Below are 21,524 nucleotides of genomic sequence, written 5' to 3'. Positions count from 1 at the left end.
AGGCGGCAGCGCCCGATGCTGCCGCTCAGTCTGCCCGAGGATCGACCATGGTGGCGTCAGCCGAATGGAGGATGCGCGGCCGCCGAGGCGCTCTTAAAGTGTCCGGTCTCCGCCGCTGCGGTCCTGCCCCGGTCACAGTACGAAGTCGCCGGCGACGAGGATGATGGTGCCGGTCAGGGTGATGTGGACGTCGGAGACCTTGTCGCCGTTGACGTCGCCGGCGATGGTGGTGACGCCGGGGCTGGTGAAAGCAAAGCGCAGCTGCCCCGCGACGCCGGTAAAAAGAGCGGTGCCGATGAAGCCGAAAACCTGGTCGCCGGCGACATTGGTCCGGGCGTCGATCCCCGCCAGGTCGATTCGGTCGCCCTGGGCGTGGCTGAAATCGGTGATCCTGTCGGCATTCGCCCCGACCACGCTGTCGGTGATGGTGGTGAAGGTGAAGCGGTCGGCCCCGGCGCCGCCGGTGAGCGTGTCCTTGCCAGCCCGGCCGACGAGGGCGTCGTTGCCGTTCCACCCCTGCAGCATGTTGGCGCCGGCGTTGCCGTAGAGGCTGTCCCAGCCCTGGCTGCCGGAAAGGTTCTCGATGCCGGACAGGGTGTCGCCCTGGGCCTCGCCGCCGCCGCCTGCGCCGCTGGCAAGGCTGACCACGACCCCGACGGTGCCGCTGTAATAGCTGGCGGTGTCGATGCCGCCGGCGCCCACCAGCACATCGGCCCCGGCGCCGCCGCGAAGCACGTCGTTGCCGGCGCCGCCATTGAGCTGGTCGTTGCCGTCCTCGCCCGAGAGCGTGTCGCCGAAGGTGGCTTCGACCGCGGTGGCCAGCACGTCGTCGCCCGCGCTGCCGCGCAGCTCCATGGCAAAGCCCAAGCTGATGGTGCGGATCGTGTCGTTGCCGTCGGAGCCCTGGAGCACCTCAAGGCTCCCCCAAGAATCGGCGCTGATTGCGCCGTCGACCATGCCCGCCTGGAAGTCGGCCACCATGGCATAGGCGAACATGAAGGTGTCGCGGCCGGCGCCGCCATCCATCACATCCGCGCCGGCACCGACATAGAGGACATCGTCGCCGTCGCCGCCGAGCAGCGTATCGTCGCCCTCGGCACCGATCAGCGTGTCGGAACCGCCGAGGCCTCTGAGGGTGTCGTTTCCGCCAGCTCCCATGAGGCGGTTGGCGGCGGAGGATCCGATGAGTGTGTCGTCATATCCGGCGGCCCACACAATCTCGATGCCGGAGATCACGTCGCCCTGAGCGTCGCCGCCGCTGCCGAGGCCGGTGCTGAGATTGACCGTCACCCCGGCGTTGCCGAAGTAGTCGATGGTGTCGATGCCGGCGCCGCCGTCGAGACGATCCGCCCCGGCGCCGCCCTGGAGGGCGTCGTCGCCGGCGCCACCGAGCAGCGTGTCGTCGCCCTCAACGCCAAACAGGCTGTCATCGTCTTCATAGCCGTTCAGGACGTTGGCGGCGGTGTTGCCGACGATCCTGTCACCAGCCGTGCCGCCATTGACATTCTCGATGTCGGTATAGGTGTCGCCCTGGGCGTCGCCAAAAGCGCCTGTGCCGGTCCCCAGGCTGACCGACACTGCCGCTGCGGCACCGTAGAAGCTGACGAGGTCGATGCCGGTGTCACCCATCAGCAGATCGGCCCCGGCGCCGCCGCGGAGCACGTCGTCGCCGATGTAGCCGGCAAGCTCGTCGTCGCCGCCCAGGCCGGAAAGGACGTCGTTCCCTTCAAGGCCGTAGAGGAGATTGGCGACCGCGGAGCCGGTGAGGGTGTCGTCGCGCCCGCTGCCACCAATGTCCTCGATGCCGGAGAGCGTGTCGCCCTGGGCGTCGCCGCCGCTGCAGCGGCCGGTGCTGAGATCGATCGCAACCCCGGCGGTGCTGAAGTGGTAATTGATGAGGTCGATGCCGGCGCCGCCGTCGAGCCGATCCGCCCCGGCACCGCCCCGCATGTAGTCGTCACCGTCGCCGCCGAGGAGCATGTCGTTGCCGTCCAGCCCGAGAAGAGTGTCGTCGCCGCCCAGGCCGGTGAGCGTGTTGGCCACCGCGGATCCGTACAGGCCGTCGCCGCCGGGGCTGTTGGTGCCCTGGACGTTCTCGACGCCGGAGAGCGTGTCGCCTTCGGCGTCGCCGAGAGAGCCGCGACCGGTGGCGAGATCGACGTCGACCCCGGCGGTGCCGCCGCTGTAGCTGATGGTGTCGGTGCCGGCGCCGCCGAGGAGCGTGTCGGCCCCGATGCCACCCACCAGGATGTCGCTGCCGTCGCCGCCGTCGATCAGGTCGTTGCCGCCGCCGCCATAGAGCACGTCGGCTCCGCCGAGGCCGTTCAGCGTATCGTTGAAGGCCGTTGCCAGGGCGATGTCCGTGAAGCCGGGCGGGGCCACCACCCCGTCGCCGGCGACATGGATCATATCGTTTCCCGCGGTTCCGTTGACGAGGCCCATGGTCGGTCTCCCGGTCTGAGGGGCGGCGGCGCGCCCGAGGCTGCCTCCAGTCTTGCCCGGGACCAGCGAAGACCGCGTCAGCCGAATGGAGTATGCGCACCGGCGGGGATGCCATTATTTTTGCCGCTTTTCCCGGCAAAAGCCGCCGATCGCCCCTTCGTCACAGCACGAAGTTGCCGGAGACGAGAGTGATGGTGCCGGTCAGGGTGATGTGGAAGTCGGAGACCTTGTCGCCGTTGATGTCGCCGGCGACCGTGGTGACGCCGCCGGCTTCGACGTAGCGCAGCTGCCCGGCCACGCCGGTGAACAGGCCGGTGCCGATGAAGCTGAAGGCCTGGTCGCCGGCGACATTGGTCCGGGCGTCGATCCCTGCCAGGTCGATGCGGTCGCCCTGGGCATGGCTGAAATCGGTGATCCGATCGGCATTGGCGCCGACCACGCTGTCGCTCAAGGCGGTGAAGGTGAAGCGGTCGGCCCCGGCGCCGCCGGTGAGGGTGTTCTTGCCGGCCCTGCCGAAGAGGGCGTCGTTGCCGTTCCAGCCCTGCAGCATGTTGGCCCCGGCGTTGCCGTAGAGGCTGTCGCTGCCCTGGCCGCCGGAGAGATTCTCGATGCCGGAGAGCGTGTCGCCCTGGGCCTCGCCGCCGCCGCCTGCGCCGCTGGCAAGGCTGACCACGACCCCGACGGTGCCGTTGTAATAGCTGGCGGTGTCGATGCCGGCGCCGCCGTCGAGCGCGTCCGCCCCGGCGCCGCCGCGGAGCACGTCGTCGCCGTCGCCACCATTGAAGATGTCGGCGCCGCCGAGGCCGCTGAGGATATCGTTTCCACCGAGGCCGTACAGCTGGTTGTCAGCGGCGGAGCCGGTGAGGGTATCGCCGTACAGGTTGGTGCCCTCGGCATGCTCGATGCCGGAGAGGACGTCGCCCTGGGCGTGGCCGCCGCTGACGCTGCCGGTGCCGAGATCGACCGTCACCGCCGCGGTGCCGGCGAAATAGCTGATGGCGTCGAAGCCGGCGCCGCCGTCGAGACGGTCCGCCCCGGTGCCGCCGACGAGCACGTCGTCGCCGATGCTGCCGAGGAGGCTGTCGTCGCCGGCGCCGCCGAAGAGCCTGTCGTTGCCTTCATAGCCGTTCAGGACGTTGCCGACGGCGTTGCCGCTGATGGTGTCCCCGGTCGCGCTGCCATTGACGTTCTCGATGCCGGCATAGGTGTCGTCCTGGGCGTCGCCGAAGATGCCGGTGCCGGCGCCGAGATCGACGAACACCCCGGCGGCCGCGCCGTGATAGCTGACGAGGTCGATGCCGGCGCCGCCGATGAGATCGTCCGCCCCGGCGCCGCCGCGGAGCACGTCGTCGCCGTCGCCGCCATTGAGCGTGTCGGCGCCGTCGAGGCCGTTGAGGATGTCGTTTCCGCCGTCGCCGAGCAGCCGGTTGGCCGCGGCGGAGCCGGTGAGGGTGTCGCCGAACCCGGCCGTGCCCAGGACGTCCTCGATGTCGGCGAGCACGTCGCCCTCGGCGTCGCCGCCATGGCCGCTGCCGTCGGTGAGGTCGACCTGGACCGCTGCCGTGCCGCCATAGCGGACCAGGTCGGTGCCGGTGCCGCCGCGGATCGTGTCCCGGCCGGCGCCCCCGGTCAGGGCATCGTCGCCGTCGCCGCCGTCGATCAGGTCGTCGCCGCCGCCGCCGTGGATGATGTCGGTGCCGCCGAGGCCGCTCAGCGTGTCGCCGCCGCCCGTCGCCTGGGGGAAGTCGGTGTAGCCGACCGGGACGACCACCCCGTCGCCGGCGGCATGGATGACGTCGTTGCCTGCGGTTCCGTCGACGACGGCCATGGTCGGTCTCCCTGTTTCCAGTGGACGCCGGCGGCGCGCCGCATCGCATCCCCCGGTGCGTCCGGAACCGGCGCCGGCGGCGTCAGTCGAATGGAGGATGCGCGCTCGCCGGGGCGCCTTTAAGGCGTCGGCTTCCGCCGCTGCGGTTCCCTCCTGGTCAGAGCACGAAGTCGGCGGAGACGAGGGCGATGGCGCCGGTGAGCTGGATGTGGAAGTCCGAGGTACCGTCGCCGTTGACGTCGCCGGCGATGGTGGTGACGCCGGGGCTGGTGAAAGCAAAGCGCAGCTGCCCCGCGACGCCGGTAAAAAGAGCGGTGCCGATGAAGCTGAAGGCCTGATCGCCGGCGACCGCGGTGCTGGCGTCGATCGCCGCCAGGTCGATGCGGTCGCCCTGGGCGTGGCTGAAATCGGTGATCCGGTCGGCATTGGCCCCGACCACGCTGTCGCTTAACGCGGTGAAGGTGAAGCGGTCGGCCCCGGCGCCGCCGCTGAGCGCGTCCTTGCCGGCCCGGCCGAAAAGGGCGTCGTTGCCGTTCCAGCCCTGCAGGACGTTGGCGCCGGCGTTGCCGTAGAGGCTGTCGCTGCCCTGGCTGCCGGAAAGGTTCTCGATGCCGCTCAGCGTGTCGCCCTGGGCCTCGCCGCCGCCGCCGAGGCCGCTGGCAAGGCTGACCACGACCCCTGCGGTGCCGCTGAAGTAGCTGGCGGTGTCGGTACCGGCGCCGCCGTCGAGCGCGTCGGCCCCGGCGCCGCCGCGGAGGACGTCGTCGCCGTCGCCGCCCTCGAGGAGGTCGGCGCCGCCGAGGCCGCTGAGGATATCGTTTCCACCGAACCCCCCGAAGTGGTTGTCAGCGGCGGAGCCGGTGAGGGTATCGCCGTACAGGTTGGTGCCCGCGACAAGCTCGATGCCGGAGATGACATCGCCCTGGGCCTCGCCGCCGCTGCCGAGGCCGGTGCCGAGATCGACCGTCACCGCCGCGGTGCCCTCGAAATAGCTGAGGACGTCGATTCCGTTGCCGCCGTCGAGCCGGTCCGCCCCGGCGTCGCCGAGGAGCGTGTCGTCGCCGTCGCCGCCATTGAGCGTGTCGGCGCCGCCGAGGCCGAAGAGACGATCGGTGCCTTCATAGCCGTTCAGGACGTTGGCGACGGCGTTGCCGCGGATGATGTCGTCGGCCGTGCCGCCGCTGGCGTTCTCGATGCCGGCATAGGTGTCGCCATCGGCGTCGCCGCCGCTGCCGGTGCCGGTGCCGAGATCGACGATCACCTGGGCGGCCGCGCCGTAATAGCTGACGAGGTCGATGCCGGCGCCGCCGATGAGAGTGTCCGCCCCGGCGCCGCCGCGAAGCACGTCGCTGCCGTCGCCGCCATTGAGCGTGTCGTCGCCGCCGAGGCCGTTGAGGATATCGTTTCCGCCGTCGCCGAACAGCCGGTTGGCCGCGGCGGCGCCGGTGAGGGTGTCGCCGAACCCGGCCGTGCCCTGGACGTCGTCGATGCCGGAGAGCACGTCGCCCTCGGCGTCGCCGCCATGGCCGCTGCCATCGGTGAGGTCGACCTGGACCGCTGCCGTGCCGCCATAGCGGACCAGGTCGGTGCCGGCGCCGCCGTCGATCGTGTCCTGGCCGGCGCCGCCGTCCAGCGTATCGTCGCCGGCACCGCCGTCGATCAGGTCGTCGCCGCCGCCGCCGTGGATGATGTCGGTGCCGCCGAGGCCGTTCAGCGTGTCGCCGCCGCCCGTCGCCTGGGGAAAGTCGGTGTAGCCGACCGGGACGACCACCCCGTCGCCGGCGACATGGATGACGTCGTTGCCTGCGGATCCGTTGACGACGGCCATGGCCGGTCTCCCTGTTTCGAGTGGACGCCGAATGGAGGATGCGCGCTCGCCGGGGCGCCTTTAAGGCGTCGGCTTCCACCGCTGCGGTTCCCTCCTGGTCAGAGCACGAAGTCGCCGACGACGAGGGTGATGGTGCCGGTCAGGGTGATGTTGAAGTCGGCGGTGCCATTGCCGTTGACGTCGCCGGAGACGATGGTCCGGCCGGCGTCGTGCCAGTAGTGGAGCTGGCCCGCGACGCCGGTGAACAGGCCGGTGCCGATGAAGCTGAAGGCCTGGTCGCCGGCGACCGTGAACCTGGCATCGATCCCCGCCAAATCGATGCGGTCGCCCTGGGCGTGGCTGAAATCGGTGATCCGGTCGGCATTGGCGCCGACCACGCTGTCGCTTAACGCGGTGAAGGTGAAGCGGTCGCCCCCGGCGCCGCCGGTGAGCGTGTCCTTGCCGGCCCGGCCGAAGAGGGCGTCGTTGCCGTTCCAGCCCTGCAGGACGTTGGCGCCGGCGTCGCCGTAGAGGCTGTCGCTGCCCTGGCTGCCGGAAAGGTTCTCGATGCCGCTCAGCGTGTCGCCCTGGGCCTCGCCGCCGCCGCCGAGGCCGCTGGCAAGGCTGACCACGACCCCGACGGTGCCGCTGTAATAGCTGGCGGTGTCGGTGCCGGCGGCGCCCGCCAGCGCATCGGCCCCGGCGCCGCCGCGGAGCACATCGTCGCCGACGCCGCCGTCGAGGCTGTCATTGCCGTCCTCGCCCGACAGCGTGTCGGCGCTGATGCCGTCGACCGTCGTCCCGGCGGCGAGTACGTCGTCGCCGGCACCGCCGCGCAGCTCGACCGCGAAGCCCCAGCTGTTGGTGCGGATCCGGTCATGGCCGCCGGAGCCCTGGATCACCTCCCAGCTGCTGAAGGAATCCGTGGCGATGGCGGCGTCGAGCACGCCGGACTGCCAGTCGGCGACCATGGCATTCTCGAACACGATCGTGTCGCGGCCGGCGCCGCCATCCATGATGTCCGCGCCAGCGCCGACATGGAGGAAATCGTCGCCGTCGCCGCCGCCGAGGGTGTCGTCGCCGGCACTGCCGATCAGCGTGTCGGAGCCGCCGAGGCCGGTGAGGACATCGTTTCCGCCCCAGCCCTGGAGGCGGTTGGCCCCGGCGGAGCCGGTGAGGACATCGCCGTAGCTGGTGGTGCCCCAGGCGTTCTCGATGCCGAACAGCGTATCGCCCTGCGCATCGCCGCCGCTGCCGAGGCCGGTGCCGAGGTCGACCGTCACCCCCGTCGGTCCCTCGTAGTCGACGGTGTCGATGCCGGCGCCGCCCTCGATGCGATCCGCCCCGGCGCCGCCCCTGAGGGTGTCGTCGCCGTCACCGCCGAGGAGGGTATCGTTGCCGCTCGAACCAGAAAGGTCGTCGTTGCCTTCGTAGCCGTTCAACACGTTCGCGTCCCCGGCACCTCTGATCTGGTCCGCGCCCTTGCCGCCGTTGACGTTCTCGATATCGAAATAGGTGTCCCCCTGGGCATCGCCGCCGAGGCCCTGTCCGCTGCTCAGAAGGACCGTCACCGCGGCGGTGGCGCCGTAGAAGCTGACGAGGTCGATGCCGTCGCCGCCGTCGAGCGCATCGGCCCCGGCGCCGCCGCGGAGGATGTCGTTGTCGGCGTGACCGAAGAGTTGGTCGTCGCCGGCGAGGCCGCTGAGGGTATCGGCTCCACCAAAGCCGGAGAGTCGGTTGGCCACGGCAGAGCCGGTGAGGGTGTCGCCATGGTCGGCGGTGCCGCCGACGTTCTCGAAACCCGAGATCACGTCGCCCTGGGCCTCGCCGCCGGCGGCGAGGCCGGTGCTGAGATCGACGGTCACCCCGGCAGGACCGACATAGTCGAGGGTGTCGATGCCGGCGCCGCCGGCGAGATGATCGGCCCCGGCGCCCCCTTGCAGAAAATCGTCGCCGTCGCCGCCGCTGAGCGTGTCGTTGCCGTCCTGGCCGCTGAGCGCGTCGTTGCCGCCGAGGCCGTTCAGCGTGTTGACCGCTGCGGAACCGGTCAGGGTGTCGCCGGAACCGGTGCCGTTGATGTTCTCGATGCCGTTGATCACATCGCCGAAGGCGTCGCCGGAATAGCCACGGCCCGTGGTGAGGTTGACGTTTACGTCAGCGCCGCCATAGCTGATGACGTCGATGCCGGCGCCGCCGAGCAGCGTGTCCGCCCCGGCGCCTCCGACCAGGCTGTCATTGCCGTCGCCGCCGTCGATCAGGTCGTCGCCGCCGCCGCCATAGATCGCGTCGGTGCCGGCGAAGCCGTTCAGCGTGTCATTGAACGCCGTCGCCAGGGCGATGTCGGTGAAGCCGGGCGGAGCGATCAACCCGTCGCCGGCGACATGGATCAGATCGTTTCCGGCGGTTCCGTTGACGACGGCCATGATGGGGCTCCGTGATTGAATGGGGCGGTGGTCAGAGCACGAAGTCGCCGGCGACGAGGGTGATGGTGCCGGTCAGGGTGATGTGGAAATCGGAGACCTTGTCGCCGTTGACGTCGCCGGCGATGGTGGTGACGCCGGGGCTGGTGAAAGCGAAGCGAAGCTGCCCCGTGACGCCGGTGAACAGGCCGGTGCCGATGAAGCTGAAGGCCTGGTCGCCGGCCACGCTGGTCCTGGCGTCGATCGCCGCCAGGTCGATGCGGTCGCCCTGGGCGTGGCTGAAGTCGGTGATCCGGTCGGCATTGGCGCCGACCACGCTGTCGCTCAACGCGGTGAAGGTGAAGCGGTCCGTGCCGGCGCCGCCGGTGAGCGTGTCCTTGCCGGCCCGGCCGAAAAGGGCGTCGTTGCCGTTCCAGCCCTGCAGGACATTGGCGCCGGCGTCGCCGTAGAGGCTGTCGCTGCCCTGGCTGCCGGAAAGGTTCTCGATGCCGCTCAGCGTGTCGCCCTGGGCCTCGCCGCCGCCGCCGAGGCCGCTGGCAAGGCTGACCACGACCCCGACGGTGCCGCTGTAATAGCTGGCGGTGTCGGTGCCGGCGGCGCCCGCCAGCGCATCGGCCCCGGCGCCGCCGCGGAGCACATCGTCGCCGACGCCGCCGTCGAGGCTGTCATTGCCGTCCTCGCCCGACAGCGTGTCGCCGAAGGCGGCGTCGACCGCGGTGGCGAGCGTGTCGTTGCCCGCCCCGCCGCGCAGCTCGAGCGCGAAGAAGGCGGTGGTGCGGATCAGATCATCGCCGGCAGAGCCCTGGATCACCTCGAAATTCGGCCAGAAATCGCCTGCGATGTCGGCGTCGAACACGGTCGCCTGGAAGTCGCAGACCATGGCGTGGTCGAACACGATGGTGTCGCGGCCGGCGCCGCCGTCGATCACGTCCACGCCGGCGCTGACATGGAGGAAGTCGTCGCCGTCGCCGCCGCTGACGATATCGCTGCCAGCATCGCCGAACAGCATGTCGGCGCCACCGAGGCCGTTGAGGACGTCGTTTCCCCCCTGGCCTTGAAGACGGTTGGCCACGGAAGACCCGATGAGGGTATCGCCAAATTCGACGGTCCCGACGATGTTCTCGACGCCGGAGATCACGTCGCCCTCGGCGTCGCCGCCGGTGCCGAGGCCGGTGCTGAGATTGACGGTCACCGCGGCCGTGCCGCTGTAGAGGATGATGTCGATGCCGGCGCCGCCCCTGAGAGTGTCCGCCCCGATGCGACCTGACAAGAGATCATCGCCGACGCCGCCGTCGAGCGTGTCGTTCCCGTCCAAGCCGATGAGCTGGTCATTGCCCTCGAAGCCGTTCAGGACATTGGCGTCGGCGCTGCCGAAGACGACGTCCCCGGCCGTGCCGCCATTGACGTTCTCGATGGCGGCATAGGTGTCGCCCTCGGCATCGCCGTTGTTGCCGATTCCGGTCGATAGAAAGACCGTCACCGCGGCGGCGGCGCCGTAGAAGCTGACGAGGTCGATGCCGGAGCTGCCGTCGAGTGCATCGGCCCCGGCGCCGCCGCGGAGGATGTCGTCGCCGGAGCCGCCGACGAGCTGGTCGTCGCCGGCGAGGCCGCTGAGGATATCGTCGCCCCCCCGGCCGGTGAGCCCATTGGCCGCGGCAGAGCCGGTGAGGGTGTCGCCATGGCCGAAGGTGCCCTCGATGTTCTCGACGCCCGAGATGACGTCGCCGCCGGCGCCGAGGCCGGTGGTCAGATCGACGGTCACCCCGGTCACTCCCTCGTAGCTGAGGGCGTCGATGCCCGCCCCGCCGTCGAGATGATCGGCCCCGGTACTCGAGTACAGAACATCGTCGCCGGCACCGCCGCTGACCGTGTCGTTACCGTCATTTCCAAAGAGTTCGTCGATGCCGTCTCCGCCGTTGAGCGTGTCGTCACCGGCATCTCCATCGAGATAGTCGTTGCCGTCTCCGCCGTTGAGCATGTCGTTGCCGTCCCGGCCAAAGAGCACGTCGTTGCCGCCGAGGCCGGTCAGCGTGTTGGCCACAGCCGATCCGGTCAGGCTGTCACCGAAACCGGTGCCGTTGAGGTTCTCGATGCCGTTGAACACATCGCCCTCGGCGTCGCCCTCAAAGCCATGGCCGGTGGTGAGATTGACGAGCACGCGAGCAGCGCCGCCGTAGCTGACGACGTCGATGCCGGCGCCGCCGAGCAGCGTGTCCGCCCCGGCGCCACCGACCAGGCTGTCATTGCCGTCGCCGCCGTCGATCAGGTCGTTGCCGTCGCCGCCATAGATCGCGTCGGTGCCGCCGAGGCCGTTCAGCGTGTCGTTGAGGGCCGTCGCCTGGGGGATGTCGGTGAAGCCGGGCGGGGCGACCAACCCGTCGCCGGCGACATGGATCAGATCGTTTCCGGCGGTTCCGTTGACCAACGCCATGATGGGTCTCCGTGGTTGAGGGATGGCGGCCGGTGGTCTGCCGCCGGCCGCGCCGTGGTCAGAGCGCGACGTCGGCGGTCACCAGGGCGATGGTGCCGGTCAGGGTGATGTGGAAGTCCGATGTGCCGTTCCCGTTGACGTCGCCGGTGATGACGGTGTCCCCCTGTTCTGCATCCGCCGCGCCCGGTGGCCCGCTGGGTCCGGCGGGGCAAGCCTGCCCCCGACCGGCACCGGCGACATCTCCCGAACGGGAGGGCCAGTTGGCCGGAAAAGACGCATATTATCGTATTATTGATCGGAATTGTGGCGAATGGATGAGGCGGAGGGGCGGTCTCGTCCGGGGCCGGCCGGTCAGTCCCGCCTGACCCATTTCACCGGCACCACCCATTCGACCACCACATCCATCATCGGCGGGGCGTTGTAACTGTCGAGGGTGAAATAGCCGGGGCTGGAGCCGCGGCGCAGCACCTTGACGAAGGTGCGGCCGTCGGCGAGGCGGACCACGACCTCTCGCCCGATCAGGCTGGTCGGGTCGCCGGTGGCATCGGCGCGACGGTAGTAGATGGTCTCGCGCTCCATGTAGCGCGGGGACATGGAATCGCCCTCGACGATCACCGCCACCGTCGACTCGTCGGCGCCGGGCGGGGCCTCGACCTCGTCGATCCGCTCCGACGACGCGTCGCCGTCGAACAGATGCACCTCGGCCCCGGCGCCGACCTTGCCGACCAGCCGCACGGCGCGGGGCGTGCCCAGCACCTCCAGCTCGCTGGTGCCGAAGGCCTCGGCGGCCAGCCGGATATAGTCGGCGGTCAGCCGCCGCTCGCCGCGCTCGAGCTTGATCAGCTGGCCGCGCGAGATGCCCATGGCCGCCGCCGCCTGCTCATGCGTCCAGCCCCGGGCCTGGCGCAGCTGTTTCAGTCCGTTCCCCATTCTGGGCATTCTGGAAGATCGGATCGGGTTTGTCATTCCCCATTTTGGGAAATTTCGACTTGACTAATTCCCCATAATGGGGAATTCTCATCTTATGGCTTTGGTCCCATTTCATGCCATTCGAAGGCCGAGCGAGATGAGTCCGCGGCTCAGCGGCGCCGGCTGAACCTTCCGCACGGACCGTGGCGGCCCGGATGACCGCCCTTCCTTTCGGAGTTCGATCATGTCCTTCGCATCCGCGCTCGCCGGCCCGATGGCCGGCCTCGCCCTTGCTTTGACCGCGGTCCAGACGGCCCAGGCGGAGAGCCCCTGCGCCCCTTACGAGATCGTCGCCGCGGCGCTGAACGAGCGCTACCGCGAGGCCCCGGTGGCGCGGATGCTGTCCGACCGCGGCTTCGTCATCGAGATCCTGGCCTCGGCCGACGGCACCACCGTCACCGTGCTCGGCATCCAGGCCAGCGGCACCGCCTGCGTGCTGGCGACCGGGTCGGCCTTCGCCCTGGTCGACCCGGCGGCAGCGCCGGCGCCGGGGACGGGCGCCTGATGGGCGGCGAAACCCCGCTCAGCGACCGGAGCCGGACGCTGTTCGCCATCATCGCCGCCGCGGCGGAGGCGGGGGCGGCGACGCCCTCGACGGCCGAGCTGACGGCGACGCTGCAGGCTGCCGGCCACGGGATCGGCAACAATCCCGGCCTGATCAGCTACGAGCTGCGCCGGCTGCAGCGCGCCGGCCTGGTCATCGCCATCGGCCGCAGCGCCCGGCGCATCTTCGAGATCGCCGGCACCGGCCAGCGCACGGTGCCGCGCCGCGCCGGGCGCAGCGCGGCGCAGATCTTGGCCCTGGTCCAGGCGAAGGATCGCCTCCGGATGGCGCAGGCGGGCTGGCCGCAGCCGACGCCGGAGAGCGCCGCCAGCTACGACGCGGCGGTCCAGCGCCGCGAATTCGCCAGGCACGAGCATCCCGAGCCGTCCGGTCCGCTGGTCCGGATCGGCCCGCCGGCCCGGTGGTCGCCGACCGGCTGTGCCACGGCGATGATGGTCCTCTGGTAAACGGAGGCGACCCGCTCAGATGCGGGCGGCGGCCGGGCCGCTGAAATGGGCTTCGCGGAAGGCGGCGAAGTCGCGGCGGAACTGCTCCAGCCCATAGGGCTCGGGCGGCTCTGCCGGGGTCCGGCGCGTGATCGCGGCCAGGATGCAGTCATGGATCCGGCCCAGGCTGCCGCCGTCGCGCGCGATCCGCATGGCGCGGGCGATCCATCCCACCTCCAGCATCGAGGGCCGATAGCCCTCCTGCCAGTTGAGCAAATAGATGCGCAGCCAGGCGTGGATCGCCTCGGCCTGTCTCGGGGACTCAGTCATGCGACCTCCGGTCCCCCCGCTAGAGCAAGAGGACGACTCCGGAAGTCGTTCCCGATCAAAGAGATGAAGGTGGCATGCAGGTCATCGCGGACTTCCCGAAACCGGCAGAGGGGCATGATGGTGCGACGCAGGATCGGCCGCGGCGGGACGGCCGGGCAGGAGATGCGGGAGACGCCGGAGCGGGCCGGGCATGCGGCGGGAATCGTCGACCGGCCGACCGGCACCGCGATCGGCGCCCCGGTCGGCCGCCTGGTGCAGTCGCCGATCGACCGGCTGGCGGCGCGGGGCACGATCAGCCCGCGCATGCATTCGGCCGGGCAGCGGCTGCGCGGCCAGTTCGAGATCGGCGTGCTGGGCGCCAGGGACCGCGACGGCGAGCTGCCGCCCGGCATCCGCAGCACCGGCGCGGTGCTGGCCCCGGGGGAGGTGCAGCTGGGAGCGCTGCGCGCCTACAAATCGGCGCTGCGCTGCCTCGGCGCCCATGTTGGCGCGGTGGTGGAGGCGGTGTGCTGCCACGACCAGGACATCACGGTCGTGGCCGACCGGCAGGGGCGCCATCGCCACCGGGTGATGGGCGTGCTGGAGGACGGGCTGAAGACCCTGGCCGACCATTACCGCCTGACCGGCCGCGACGATCCGGCGCCGGGAGGAGGGGAGCCGCGGCGAGGCCCCCGGCCCCGGGCTGTGGGGGCGTTGTGACGGTGAGGCGGGGGCGATCGCCCCGTTCGAGGTCCCCTGATCGGTGGTCAGGGGGCTTCCGGAATGTGTACGATGGCCGAGCCTGTCGGAACGCATGGGTGGCCGGGATGGCCGGTGAGGCCGCAGATGGGGTGCCGACGCGATCGAGGAGCCGCGGCGCGCGGCGCCGACACCGGGAGCTTGCCGTTCCCGGATATGCGAGCGGGGCCGATGCTCCGCTGCGAGCGACCGCGGCGGCGCTGGACCGTGCCCGGCACGCCCGGTCCATCGTGCTGGTCGAGGGGATCAGCGACCAGATCGCCGTCGAGACCCTGGCACGCCTCCAGGCCAGAGACCTGACGCAGGAGGGCGTGGTCGTGGTGCCGATCGGCGGCGCCCGGTCGGTGTCGAAGTTCCTGGCCCGTTTCGGGCCGGCCGGCGCCGGGCTGCGCATCGGCGGCCTGTGCGACGCCGCCGAAGAGCGGCATTTCCGCCGTGAACTGGCGCGGGCCGGCTACGCGCCGCCCGATTCGCGCAGCGACCTCGAACGCGAGGGGTTTTTCGTCTGCGACCGCGACCTGGAGGACGAGCTCATCCGCGCGGTCGGACCCGACGCCATCGAAGCGGTCCTGGCGGAAGAGGGCGATCTCGCTGCATTTCGCACGCTGCAGATGCAAGCCGCATGGCGCGACGCCGGCTTCGGGGATCAGCTTCGCCGGTTCCTGGGGGCGGGCGCGCGGCGGAAGCTGCGCTATGCCAGCCTCTTCGTTCTCGCGCTGGACCTCGACCGCCAGCCCCGGCCGCTGCAGGGTGTCTTGAGCCGTGCCTATACCAGCGGGCTATGAAATCGACTCTCCGGCCTGTTTGGATGGGCACGCCCCTTTGGGGCTCCCATGACGAGTCGATCTTGGGCTGGCGATATTTATCGGCACCGGGCTCGACGGAGAGGTCGGAAATCGACATAATTTGCGCTTAATTGAGTTGCTTGGTCCTGGCATGGGACCGGCTGTCAGGGCCGGCGCGGCGGCAGGGAGCCATCGGCCGGGCCTGCTGCCGCTGTATTCGAGCTGGATTTCAATTCGGGATAGGGAGAGCGACCATGGCCATCGCCGCACCGCGTTTCGGCACCGAGGGCAACGATACGATGACCGGGGCGATCCTGGTGCCGCAGCCGCCGCCGAACGACCCGGTCATCGACCCGAATTACTGGCAGGACGAGCTGCACGGCCTGGGCGGGAACGACACGCTTTCGGGGCTGGGCAAGGACGACTGGCTGTATGGCGATGCGGGGACCGATGCGCTGGCCGGCGGCGACGGCAATGACCTGCTGGTCGGGGGCGCCGGGGCGGACAGCCTGGACGGTGGTGCCGACTTCGATACCGCCAGCTATGCCGATAGTGCAGCCGGGGTGACGCTGGACTTGAACGCCGCCATCACCGGCACCGGCGGCGACGCCCTGGGCGACACCCTGGTGTCGGTCGAGGCGATCATCGGCACCGGCTTCAACGACGTGCTGGAAGCCCGCCACACCAGGGTCGCCCTGAACGGCGGTGCCGGCAACGACACCCTGGCCGGGATCGGCGCGATCAATGGCGGCGACGGCGACGATCTGATGATCGATCGCTCGATCCATACCGACTACACCGAGGTCCTCGACGCCGCAGGACGGGAAGGCCCACGGGCCTGGTGGCTCAATATGGACGGCGGCGCCGGCAACGACACGGTCAGCTTCGCCGCCAGTCCGGATTGGGTCGAAGTCCGTCCGCTGAACCCTTATATCGGCGACCCGCTGATGTACTTCAATCACCGGATCATCAGTGCGGAGGAGCTGACTTCGGTCGAGAACATCATCGGCTCGGCCTTCAATGACGTGCTCGCTGGCGATACGGGCCCCAACCGGCTGAGCGGCGGCGCGGGCAATGATATCCTGACAGGCCTTGGCGGCGGCGATACGCTGGATGGCGGCAGCGGGTCCGACGTCGCTTCATATAAGAATTGGAGCCAGGGTGTCGTGGTCGATCTGGCCACCGGCGACGCCATGGGCGATACCCTGATCTCGATCGAGGGCGTTCGCGGCAGCAGCGATAACGACATTTTGACGGGATCTGCCGCGAATGACAGCCTCTACGGGTCCTTCGGGGATGACGTTCTGCGGGGTGGCGCGGGGGCCGATCGCCTCGACGGTGGTGATGGCGCGGACTTCTACAGTTCTGGTAGCGACACGGCGAGCTACTATTACAGCACGGCCGGTGTCACGGTCAGCCTGGCGACCGGCAAAGGCACGGGCGGCGACGCGCAGGGTGACGTCCTGACCGGCATCGAAAACCTGACCGGTGGTCAGGGCAATGACAGCCTCACCGGCAGCGATACGTTCGCGAATCGGTTGCAGGGCTGGGGCGGCGACGATGTGCTGCGTGGTGGATGGGGCGATGTCCTGGACGGCGGCGCCGGCAGGGACCTCGTCAGCTATTGGGACAGGTGGATCGGGGTGACTGTCAACCTGCTGACCGGCACCGGCACGGGCGGCCCCGCCCAGGGTGACACCTACATCTCGATCGAGGACGTCAATGGCAGCCAGGCCGCCGACACGCTGTTCGGCAACGGCGCGGTCAACCTGCTGAACGGCTATAATGGCGATGACACGATCGACGGCGGGGCCGGCCACGACCTGCTCGACGGCGGTGCCGGCAACGATCTGCTCCATGGCGGCAGCGCCATGGACCAGCTGACCGGCGGCACCGGCGCCGACAGCTTCATCTTCGTCACCACCGGCGAGAGCCCGTCGACGGCGGCGGGCCGCGACCTGATCACCGATTTCAGCCACGCCCAGGGCGACAAGATCGACCTGTCGCTGATCGACGCCAGCACCGGGGCCGCCGGGGACCAGGCCTTCGCCTATCTCGGCACCGGGGCGTTCACCGGCGTCGCCGGGCAGCTGCACATCTGGATCGACGCCGGCAAGACCATCGTCTCGGGCGATGTCAATGGCGACAAGCTGGCCGATTTCGCCATCGCCCTCACCGGCATCCTGTCGCCGGTGGCCGCCGACTTCGTGCTTTGATCCGGGCGCGCCGGCGACCGGGATCAGCCCATCGCGCGGCACGTTCGCTTTTTGTTCTTGACGCGACGTGCCGTCGCGTGGCACAGTTCAGGCATAGTCGAAGAGTTGCGCCCGCCCGGCACCGCCGCGGCGGGCGCTGTCGTTTCGGAGCGGGGCTGGGTCGGTCGGAATGAGCGCACGGCCGAGCAGGCGGAGTTCGTCGTGTCTCGTCAACGGCGACGGCAACCGGGCGGCGATCCGGGCCGGCATCAGCTCGTCACACGCTGTGTTCGCTTTTTGTTCTTGACGCGACGTGCCGTCGCGTGACATAGTTCAGGCACAGTCGAAGAGTTGCGCCCGCCCGGCACCGCCGCGGCGGGCGCTTTCGTTCCGGAGCGGAGGGCGATCGGAATGAAGCGCACGGACAAGCAGTTGAGGTTCGCCTCGGAGTACTCGCTGGATGCGAATGGCGCCTTGGCGGCGATCCGGGCCAAGTACGACATCAAGAATCTCGAGAATGCCAGAAAGCATGCGTCCCGCCTGCTCACAGACCCGGAGATGGTTCTGGCCGTTCTCGAAGGAGCGGTGGAGCGGCGAACGAATGGCGAAAGGCTTTCCCGCCATGTGCTGCGCCGGCTGTCGAAGCTGGCCGACCGGGTCGACGTGCCCGCTGCGAAGCGGAGCTTCCGCGCGAACGTGGAGAGGCTGCGCCGCAGCCTCCGCCTCCCCAAACCGATGAAGGCGGTCGTCGAGAAGGAAACCCAGCCGGCCAGGGCGATCGAGGCCGTCATCCCCGATCCGCCGCCCGAGCATTACGGCGTCTTCGCCAAGCTGCTGCCGCCGGCCCGGTACAAGGGCGCCCATGGCGGCCGCGGTTCGGGCAAGTCGCATTTCTTCGCCGAACTGCTGGTGCGGCGCTGCCTCAAGGGAGCGGTCCGGGCGGTGTGCATCCGCGAGGTGCAGCGGTCGCTCGACCAGTCGGTCAAGCGGCTGATCGAGGACAAGATCCTGGCGCTGGGCGTCGGCAGCCGGTTCAAGGTGCAGCAGGCCCAGATCCTGACGCCGGGCGGGCGGATCATCTTCCAGGGCATGCAGAACCACACCGCCGAGAGCATCAAATCGCTGGAGGGCTACGACATCGCCTGGGTCGAGGAGGCGCAGTCGCTGTCGGCCCGCAGCCTGGATCTGCTGCGCCCGACCATCCGCAAGCCGGGGTCGGAGCTGTGGTTCTCCTGGAACCCGACGCAGCCGAACGACCCGGTCGACGCGCTGTTCCGCGGCCCCATGCTGCCGCCCGACGCCCTGCTGGTGGAGGCCAAATATTCGGAGAATCCATATTTCCCGGAGGTGCTGAAGGCGGAGATGGAATGGGACCGCCGCCGCGACCCGGACAAGTACCAGCATGTCTGGCTGGGCGGCTATCGCCGGGTCAGCGAGGCGCGGGTGTTCAAGAACTGGCGAGTCGAGGCGTTCGAGACGCCGGCCGATCCCCGGTTCCTGTTCGGCGCCGACTGGGGCTTCAGCACCGACCCGACGGTGCTGGTGCGCTGCTTCATCACCGGCCGGACGCTGTTCGTCGACCACGAGGCCTATGCCGTGGGCTGCGAGATCGACAGGACGCCGGCGCTGTTCGACACCATTCCGGGGGCGCGGTCATGGCCGATCACCGCCGACAGCGCCCGGCCGGAGACGATCAACTACCTGCAGCGCCACGGCTTCGGCAACCTGCGGGCGGCGGCGAAGGGGGCGGGATCGGTCGAGGAGGGCGTCGCCTTCCTGCAGAGCCACGACATCCTGGTGCATCCGCGCTGCCGGCACCTGATCGACGAGCTGGCCCTGTACAGCTATCGGACCGACCCGCACACCGGCGAGCTGCAGCGCCGGCTCGAGGACCGCGAGAACCACGTCATCGACGCCCTGCGCTACGCCGTCGAAAGCCAGCGGAGGGGCGGCACCTACGACACCTCGATGCGCTGGGTCGGCACGATCGGCTGGACGCACCGCCTGTTCGGGTGAGGCCTGCTGTCCGCCACCCGCGATCTCTCCGGTTGCACACACAAGCGGGCCGACATGGCCCTTGGAGGCCGGCCTTGTTCCTGGACACGCTGAGCAATCTCGTCGCCGGGCTGTTCACCGGCAAGGACAAGCTCGCCCATGACCGCTTCGGCCTGGTGCTGCAGGACCGCGGGCAGCTCGATGCCGCATATCGCGGCGACTGGATCGCCCGCAAGGTGATCGACGTGCCACCCTTCGACATGACCCGGGAATGGCGGCGCTGGCATGCCGCGCCGGAGCAGATCGCGGCGATCGAGGCGGAGGAGGCGCGGCTCGGCGTCCAGCGCAAGGTGGCGCGGACGCTGCGGCTGGCCCGGCTCTATGGCGGTGCGGCCCTGGTGCTGGGCGCCGGCGACGGCGACCCGGCGCAGCCGCTGCCGCCGCTGGGCCGCGGGGCCTTGCGCTACCTGCATGTCATGCATCGCTGGGAGATCACGCCCGGCGAGATCGACCGCGACGTGCTGTCGCCCGGCTTCGGCGAGCCCGGCTGGTACCAAGTGGCGTCGGCGGGGAAAGGGGGCGTGCGGCTGCATCCGAGCCGGGTGGTACGCCTGCCCGGCGCCGAGCTGCCGGACGGGGCCGGCACCGACGCCTGGGGCGACAGCGTGCTGCAGGCGGTGATGGACGCGATCCGCCACGCCGGGCTGGCCGCCCAGGGGGTGGCGACGCTGATCCACGAGGCCAAGCTCGACGTCATCCGCATCCCGCAGCTGACCCAGAACCTGGCGCAGGACGGTTATGCCAAGCGGCTGGTCGAACGCTTCACCCTCGCCAACACGATGAAGGGGCTGGTCAACGCCCTGGTGATCGACAAGGAGGAGGAGTGGGACCGCAAGCAGCTGAGCTTCGCCCAGCTGCCCGAGATCATGCAGCAATACCTGCAGATCGCCGCCGGCGCCGCCGACATCCCGGCCACGCGGCTGCTGGGCCAGGCCCCGGCCGGGCTGAACGCGACCGGCGAGGGCGACATCCGCAACTATTACGACCGGATCGCGGCGGAGCAGCGGGTGACGCTGGGCCCGGCGCTGCGCCGGCTGGACGAGGCGCTGATCCTGAGCGCGCTCGGCATCCGGCCGCCGGAGATCCGGTTCGAGTGGGCGCCCTTGTGGCAGCTCGGGGCGGGGGAGGTGGCGGCGATCGGCAAGACCAAGGCCGAAACCAGCGCGCTCTACGCCGCGTCCGGGCTGATCCCGCCCGAGGTGCTGGCCCGGGCCGTGCGCAACCAGGTGGTCGAGGACGGCCTCTATCCCGGCATCGAGGCGGCCTATGGCGATGCCGAGACGGAGGAGAGCCACCCCTTGTGATGCCGCGCCGCGCTGCAGAGACTTCATCCGAGACATTGCCGATCGCGGCGGGCAGGATTCGTGGTTCAATTTCCTCTGGATCGGCACGCGTATCCGGCCGTCTGAAGGGAGTGAAGGCATGGTCATGTCTGGCGCCATCACCCGTCCCGGTCGCCAACCTCTCGGGCAGATCGAGGATGTGAAGCTGAGATTGGGCGAAGTATTTCCCGGTATCCGCTTTGTCCTCGTTCGCGACGCTGGCCCCATTCCGCTGCGCGGCTTCGTGGCTACACTTCTCTCGTCGCTCGCTCCCGTCGAATACCCACATTGGGAAGGGGCTTTCGAGGGCCGGGAATTCGCTGCGACCTTCGCGTTCACGGCAAAGCCGATCGTGCCGAAGCTGCGTGTGTCCCTTTATGGACACGGCACCCCAAATGCCACTCCGTATTTCACCGAATTGCAGAAACGAACGGGTTGGCGAGTCAAATTCGGCTGGTAGTGCGCGGCCGTGAATAGGTCGGGTTCGTGGACACGAACCCGACACGATCGCCACTCCCTTCGTCGTCATTCCCGCGAAAGCGGGAATCTCCCTCAGGTCGACCCGTTACGAGATCCCCGCTTCCGCGGGGATGACGGTTGGCTTTTTGCGGTCGGCTTACGGCGGCTCGACCCCCATCGCAACGGAGATCCCATGCTCATCACCGATACCGTGACGCTGGTCGGCGACCGGCGCACCACGCAGGACGGCTATCTGGTCGCGGCCGCCCGCATCGCCCGCACCGGCGTCCAGACCTACAGCGGCGCCGAGATGGGGCGGACCGACCTCGCCACCGTGCGGGTCTGGCGGCCGGAGGAGGAGGTGTTCGCCGCCGACGCCCTGGCGTCGATGGCGCACCGCCCGGTCACGCTCGACCATCCGGCCGAGCCGGTCACCGCCGCCAACTGGAAGGCGCACAGCATCGGCCAGGTCGGCGGCGAGGTGGCGCGGGACGGCGACTACATCCGCGTCCCGCTGGTGCTGATGGACCGCGCGGCCGTCGACGCCGTCATGGCCGGCAAGCGGCAGCTCAGCGTCGGCTACGCGGCCGAGATCGACTGGACCCCCGGCACCACGCCGGCGGGTGAGGCCTATGACGCCGTGCAGCGCCGGATCCGCGCCAATCACCTGGCGGTGGTCGACGCCGCCCGGGCCGGCCCGGCCTGCCGGATCGGCGACGCCTGGACCGCCGTCGCCGTGCCGGTCGCACCGGT

At 69.9% G+C, this 21,524-nt stretch carries 16 protein-coding genes; 9 read left to right on the top strand and 7 right to left on the bottom strand.

All coding sequences use genetic code 11. The features are described from left to right. Nucleotides 1-132: 132 nt before the first annotated feature. The 6 genes from ACTOWL_RS29510 to ACTOWL_RS29485 all read right to left on the bottom strand — a co-directional run bounded on the left by ACTOWL_RS29510 (nt 133) and on the right by ACTOWL_RS29485 (nt 11,858). Nucleotides 133-2,442: a calcium-binding protein gene (locus tag ACTOWL_RS29510; RefSeq protein WP_441324861.1), complete on the bottom strand. Its 2,310-nt coding sequence runs from the start codon at nt 2,440-2,442 to the stop codon at nt 133-135. A 160-nt stretch (nt 2,443-2,602) separates the two neighbouring features. Further along, complete coding sequence (locus ACTOWL_RS29505; RefSeq protein WP_441324860.1) at nt 2,603-4,270, bottom strand: calcium-binding protein; 1,668 nt, start codon at nt 4,268-4,270, stop codon at nt 2,603-2,605. Between the two features lie 157 nt (nt 4,271-4,427). Then, nucleotides 4,428-6,098, bottom strand: a complete 1,671-nt coding sequence (locus tag ACTOWL_RS29500) for a calcium-binding protein (RefSeq protein WP_441324859.1) — start codon at nt 6,096-6,098, stop codon at nt 4,428-4,430. Nucleotides 6,099-6,196: 98 nt separating this feature from the next. Continuing rightward, entirely contained in the window at nt 6,197-8,500 is a 2,304-nt protein-coding gene (locus ACTOWL_RS29495; protein ID WP_441324858.1) for a beta strand repeat-containing protein, read from the bottom strand. Between the two features lie 31 nt (nt 8,501-8,531). After that, on the bottom strand, nt 8,532-10,928 hold the full coding sequence (locus ACTOWL_RS29490) for a calcium-binding protein (RefSeq protein WP_441324857.1): 2,397 nt from the start codon (nt 10,926-10,928) through the stop codon (nt 8,532-8,534). Between the two features lie 351 nt (nt 10,929-11,279). Beyond that, on the bottom strand, nt 11,280-11,858 hold the full coding sequence (locus ACTOWL_RS29485; RefSeq protein WP_441324856.1) for a LexA family transcriptional regulator: 579 nt from the start codon (nt 11,856-11,858) through the stop codon (nt 11,280-11,282). 223 nt (nt 11,859-12,081) lie between these two features. On the opposite strand from ACTOWL_RS29485, the gene ACTOWL_RS29480 reads away from it, so the two are divergent. Together ACTOWL_RS29480 and ACTOWL_RS29475 are read left to right on the top strand one after the other, a co-directional pair. Next, on the top strand, nt 12,082-12,402 hold the full coding sequence (locus ACTOWL_RS29480) for a hypothetical protein (RefSeq protein ID WP_441324855.1): 321 nt from the start codon (nt 12,082-12,084) through the stop codon (nt 12,400-12,402). After that, a complete protein-coding gene (locus tag ACTOWL_RS29475) occupies nt 12,402-12,908 on the top strand; it encodes a hypothetical protein (protein WP_441324854.1) in 507 nt (168 codons plus the stop codon). Before ACTOWL_RS29480 ends, ACTOWL_RS29475 begins: the two co-directional genes overlap by 1 nt. Before the next feature lie 15 nt (nt 12,909-12,923). Here ACTOWL_RS29475 and ACTOWL_RS29470 read toward each other — a convergent pair whose 3' ends face one another. Further along, on the bottom strand, nt 12,924-13,217 hold the full coding sequence (locus tag ACTOWL_RS29470) for a hypothetical protein (protein ID WP_441324853.1): 294 nt from the start codon (nt 13,215-13,217) through the stop codon (nt 12,924-12,926). Nucleotides 13,218-13,334: 117 nt separating this feature from the next. Between ACTOWL_RS29470 and ACTOWL_RS29465 the strand changes: the two genes are divergently transcribed. From ACTOWL_RS29465 to ACTOWL_RS29435, 7 genes are all read left to right on the top strand, one after another. Then, nucleotides 13,335-13,916 carry a DUF6456 domain-containing protein gene (locus tag ACTOWL_RS29465; RefSeq protein ID WP_441324852.1) on the top strand — a complete coding sequence of 194 codons (582 nt, stop codon included), beginning with the start codon at nt 13,335-13,337 and terminating at the stop codon, nt 13,914-13,916. 107 nt (nt 13,917-14,023) lie between these two features. Next, nucleotides 14,024-14,740, top strand: coding sequence for a TOPRIM nucleotidyl transferase/hydrolase domain-containing protein (locus tag ACTOWL_RS29460; RefSeq protein ID WP_441324851.1), 717 nt, complete (start codon nt 14,024-14,026; stop codon nt 14,738-14,740). Between the two features lie 254 nt (nt 14,741-14,994). Next, nucleotides 14,995-16,956 (top strand): calcium-binding protein, encoded by a 1,962-nt coding sequence (locus tag ACTOWL_RS29455; RefSeq protein ID WP_441324850.1) that lies wholly within the window; start codon nt 14,995-14,997, stop codon nt 16,954-16,956. Between the two features lie 390 nt (nt 16,957-17,346). Further along, the gene (locus tag ACTOWL_RS29450) at nt 17,347-18,951 is read left to right on the top strand and encodes a PBSX family phage terminase large subunit (RefSeq protein WP_441324849.1); all 1,605 of its coding nucleotides are present in this window, start codon (nt 17,347-17,349) and stop codon (nt 18,949-18,951) included. Nucleotides 18,952-19,025: 74 nt separating this feature from the next. Beyond that, nucleotides 19,026-20,294, top strand: coding sequence for a DUF1073 domain-containing protein (locus tag ACTOWL_RS29445; protein WP_441324848.1), 1,269 nt, complete (start codon nt 19,026-19,028; stop codon nt 20,292-20,294). 118 nt (nt 20,295-20,412) lie between these two features. Further along, nucleotides 20,413-20,772, top strand: coding sequence for a hypothetical protein (locus tag ACTOWL_RS29440; RefSeq protein WP_441324847.1), 360 nt, complete (start codon nt 20,413-20,415; stop codon nt 20,770-20,772). A 192-nt stretch (nt 20,773-20,964) separates the two neighbouring features. Then, a partial coding sequence (locus ACTOWL_RS29435; RefSeq protein ID WP_441324846.1) for a DUF2213 domain-containing protein occupies nt 20,965-21,524 on the top strand: 560 nt, incomplete at its 3' end.

Source organism: Inquilinus sp. CA228 (assembly GCF_052078665.1).
In the GTDB taxonomy this organism is placed as follows: domain Bacteria; phylum Pseudomonadota; class Alphaproteobacteria; order DSM-16000; family Inquilinaceae; genus Inquilinus.
Note: the sequence above shows the minus strand (reverse complement) of the source record. Positions and strands in the feature narration are given on the sequence as shown.